This is a genomic window from Burkholderia sp. Se-20378, from assembly GCF_017104665.1.
GTDB lineage: Bacteria > Pseudomonadota > Gammaproteobacteria > Burkholderiales > Burkholderiaceae > Burkholderia > Burkholderia lata.
This window is the reverse complement of the sequence record NZ_JAAGPG010000633.1, coordinates 1-4235: the sequence shown is the minus strand read 5'-3', so window position 1 is coordinate 4235 and position 4235 is coordinate 1. Positions and strand designations below refer to the sequence as shown.

General features: G+C 66.9%; 5 protein-coding genes. All 5 read left to right on the top strand.

Annotated features, from left to right (window positions below; genetic code table 11):
* A partial coding sequence (locus G3N93_RS35185; RefSeq protein WP_206135033.1) for an FAD-dependent monooxygenase occupies nt 1-511 on the top strand: 511 nt, incomplete at its 5' end.
* Between the two features lie 124 nt (nt 512-635).
* Nucleotides 636-1703, top strand: coding sequence for a tRNA dihydrouridine synthase DusB (gene dusB, locus G3N93_RS35180; RefSeq protein ID WP_174946190.1), 1068 nt, complete (start codon nt 636-638; stop codon nt 1701-1703).
* On the top strand, nt 1700-1933 hold the full coding sequence (locus tag G3N93_RS35175) for a Fis family transcriptional regulator (RefSeq protein ID WP_006476892.1): 234 nt from the start codon (nt 1700-1702) through the stop codon (nt 1931-1933). The genes dusB and G3N93_RS35175 overlap by 4 nt, the downstream gene beginning before the upstream one ends.
* A gap of 44 nt (nt 1934-1977) precedes the next feature.
* Nucleotides 1978-3543, top strand: coding sequence for a bifunctional phosphoribosylaminoimidazolecarboxamide formyltransferase/IMP cyclohydrolase (purH, locus tag G3N93_RS35170; protein ID WP_206135032.1), 1566 nt, complete (start codon nt 1978-1980; stop codon nt 3541-3543).
* A 151-nt stretch (nt 3544-3694) separates the two neighbouring features.
* Nucleotides 3695-4235, top strand: a 541-nt coding sequence (ruvC, locus tag G3N93_RS35165) for a crossover junction endodeoxyribonuclease RuvC (protein WP_011350965.1), incomplete at its 3' end; no start/stop codon positions are given.

Sequence of the window (4235 nt, the reverse complement as noted above, 5' to 3'; positions counted from 1 at the left end):
GGCCGAGTACGCGCTCGTCTGGTGCTGTACGCCCGACGAAGCGGCGCGCCGCGCCGCGCTGCCCGACGACGCGTTCCTGCGCGAGCTCGGCAACGCGTTCGGCGAACGCATGGGCGACTTCGTCGCGATCGCGGGCCGCGCGTCGTTCCCGCTCGGCCTGAACGCCGCTCAAACGCTCGTCAACGGCCGCGTCGCGATCGTCGGCAATGCCGCGCAAACCCTGCACCCCGTCGCGGGCCAGGGGCTCAACCTCGGGCTGCGCGATGCGCATACGCTCGTCGATACGCTGTCCGCGCAAGGCTTCGAAGCGACCGCGCTCGCCACCTTCAACGCACGCCGCGCACTCGACCGGCGCTTCACGATCGGCGCGACCGACACGCTGGCTCGCCTGTTCACGATCGATTCGGGCCCGCTCCCGCTGCTGCGCGGCGCCGCGCTCACCGCGCTCGAGTTCGTGCCGCCGCTCAAGAAAGTGATCGCGCGCCAGATGATGTTCGGCCAGCGCAACTGACGCGCGGCGCGCACAGTCGCGCCACTCAAACCGGGTCAAATCGGCGGGGCATGGGAATACGGTAAAATGCGCGTTTCCGTCTGCCCTTTCCCTGCCCGCGCCCGCCGCGGGCGGTGCCATTGCGATGCCCGTTATCGGCCCTCACGTATTGCGTAACAACCTGTTCGTCGCCCCGATGGCCGGCGTGACGGATCGTCCGTTCCGCCAGCTCTGCAAGCGGCTGGGAGCCGGTTACGCCGTGTCCGAGATGGTCGCGTCCAACGCGCAGCTGTGGAAAAGCGCGAAGACGATGCGGCGCGCGAACCACGAAGGCGAGGTCGAGCCGATCGCGGTCCAGATCGCCGGCGCCGATCCGGCGATGATGGCCGAAGCGGCCCGCTACAACGTCGACAACGGCGCGCAGATCATCGACATCAACATGGGCTGCCCGGCGAAAAAGGTCTGCAACGTCGCGGCCGGCTCCGCGCTGCTGCAGAACGAGCCGCTCGTGCAGCGCATCGTCGAGGCCGTCGTCGCGGCGGTCGGTACGGGGCCCGATGCGGTGCCCGTCACGCTGAAGATCCGCACCGGCTGGGATCGCGAGCACAAGAACGCGATCACGGTCGCGCGCCTCGCCGAAGCCGCCGGCATCTCGATGCTCACCGTGCACGGCCGCACGCGCGCCGACCTGTACCGCGGCGACGCCGAATACGACACCATCGCGGCCGTGAAGGCAGCGGTGCGGATTCCGGTGGTCGCGAACGGCGACATCACGTCGCCCGCGAAGGCGAAGGCCGTGCTCGACGCAACCGGCGCCGACGCCCTGATGATCGGTCGTGCCGCGCAAGGTCGGCCATGGCTGTTCCGCGAAATCGATCATTTCCTGCAAACCGGTGAGCTGCTGCCCCCGCCGCTGATCGACGAGATCCAGCACGTGATGAACGAACACCTGGAAGACCACTACGCTTTCTATGGTGAATTCACGGGAGTCCGTACTGCGCGCAAGCACATCGGCTGGTACACTCGCGGCCTTTCCGGTGCCAACGGGTTCCGGCACAGGATGAACACGCTCGATTCCACCCGCGAGCAGCTCGCCGCCGTCAATGCATTCTTCGAGGCGCAAAAGGCGCTGTCGGACCACCTCGTCTACGTCGATGACGAAGAGGAAAACGGCCAGGGCGAGTCGGACGACCATAACCAGTTAGCAGCATGAGCAAGCACAACATCGAACAATGTGTCCGCGAGAGCCTGGACGTGTATTTCCGGGATCTAGACGGCTCCAATCCGCACGACGTCTATGAAATGGTGATGTCCTGCGTCGAAAAGCCGATGCTCGAGGTCGTGCTCGTACAGGCAGGCGGCAACCAGTCGCTCGCCGCGGAGTACCTCGGCATCAATCGCAATACGCTGCGCAAGAAGCTGCAGCAGCACGGCCTGCTGTAGGCAGCCGTCCCGTCCCCGTTTCCCTGGCTATTGGTGGTTCCATCATGATCAAGCAAGCGCTCATTTCCGTTTCCGACAAGACCGGCATCGTCGACTTCGCGAAGTCGCTGTCCGACCTCGGCGTCAAGCTGCTGTCGACGGGCGGCACCGCGAAACTGCTCGCCGACGCCGGCCTGCCCGTGACCGAAGTGGCTGATTACACGGGCTTCCCGGAAATGCTCGATGGGCGCGTGAAGACGCTCCACCCGAAGGTGCACGGCGGCATCCTGGCCCGCCGCGACCTGCCCGAGCACATGCAGGCGCTGGAACAGCACGGCATCCCGACGATCGACCTGCTCGTCGTGAACCTGTACCCGTTCGTCGCGACGATCGCGAAGGACGACTGCACGCTCGCCGACGCGATCGAGAACATCGACATCGGCGGCCCGACGATGCTGCGCTCGGCCGCGAAGAACCACCGCGACGTGACGGTTGTTGTCGATCCGGCCGATTACGCGGTCGTGCTCGATGAAATGAAGGCGAACGACAATGCGGTCGGCTACGCGACCAACTTCCGCCTCGCGACGAAGGTGTTCGCGCACACCGCGCAATACGACGGCGCGATCACGAACTACCTGACGAGCCTGACCGACGAACTGAAGCACGCGTCGCGCAACGCGTACCCGGCGACGCTGAACCTGGCGTTCGACAAGGTGCAGGACCTGCGCTACGGCGAGAACCCGCACCAGAGCGCCGCGTTCTACCGCGACCTCGCGACGCCGGCCGGCGCGCTGGCGAACTACCGCCAGCTGCAGGGCAAGGAACTGTCGTACAACAACATCGCCGATTCGGACGCAGCGTGGGAATGCGTGAAGACGTTCGACGCGCCGGCCTGCGTGATCATCAAGCATGCGAACCCGTGCGGCGTCGCGGTCGGCAACGATTCGGCCGACGCGTACGCGAAGGCGTTCCAGACGGACCCGACGTCGGCGTTCGGCGGCATCATCGCGTTCAACCGCGAAGTCGACGAAGCGGCGGCCCAGGCTGTCGCGAAGCAGTTCGTCGAAGTGCTGATCGCACCGTCGTTCTCCGATGCCGCGAAGCAGGTGTTCGCCGCGAAGCAGAACGTGCGCCTGCTCGAGATCGCGCTCGGCGACGGCCATAACGCCTTCGACCTGAAGCGCGTGGGCGGCGGCCTGCTCGTGCAGTCGCTCGACTCGAAGAACGTGCAGCCGAGCGAGCTGCGCGTCGTCACGAAGCGCCAGCCGACCGCGAAGGAAATGGACGACCTGCTGTTCGCATGGCGTGTCGCGAAGTACGTGAAGTCGAACGCGATCGTGTTCTGCGGCAACGGCATGACGCTCGGCGTCGGCGCAGGCCAGATGAGCCGTGTCGATTCCGCACGCATCGCGAGCATCAAGGCGCAGAACGCAGGCCTGACGCTGGCCGGTTCGGCAGTGGCATCGGACGCGTTCTTCCCGTTCCGCGACGGCCTCGACGTCGTCGTGGCAGCGGGCGCGACCTGCGTGATCCAGCCGGGCGGCTCGATGCGCGATGACGAAGTGATCGCTGCAGCCGACGAGCACAACATCGCGATGATCCTGACGGGCGTGCGCCACTTCCGTCACTGATCGCACGCGGCCCGCGCGGCCGCTGCACGACAACCCGGCGGCATCGCACCCGCCGGGTTTTTTATTGCGCGGCGCTCTCGTACGCGACCGTGCGGCCGGCGCACCGCACCATTCGTTGTAGTATCGCTGCATCAGGCTTTTCTCCTTACCCATGCGAATTCTCGGCATCGACCCCGGCCTGCGCGTCACCGGCTTCGGCATCATCGACGTCAGCGGCCACCGGCTCGCGTATGTTGCGAGCGGCGTGATCCGCACGCCGACCGCCGACCTGGCCACCCGGCTCGGCACGATCTTCCAGGGCGTCTCGACCATCGTGCGCGAGCACGCCCCCGACCAGTCCGCGATCGAAAAGGTGTTCGTCAACGTGAACCCGCAGTCGACGCTGCTGCTCGGCCAGGCGCGCGGCGCCGCGATCTGCGGCCTCGTCGCGGGCGGCCTGCCCGTTGCCGAATACACGGCGCTGCAACTCAAGCAGGCGGTGGTCGGCTACGGCCGCGCGACCAAGACGCAGATGCAGGAAATGGTCACGCGCCTGCTCAACCTCTCGGGACAACCGGGCTCCGACGCGGCCGATGCGCTCGGCATGGCGATCTGCCACGCGCACGGCGGCAACACGCTCAGCACGCTCGGCGGCCTCGCGCCGGCGCTCGCGAAGAAAGGGCTGCGCGTGCGGCGCGGGCGGCTGGTCGGCA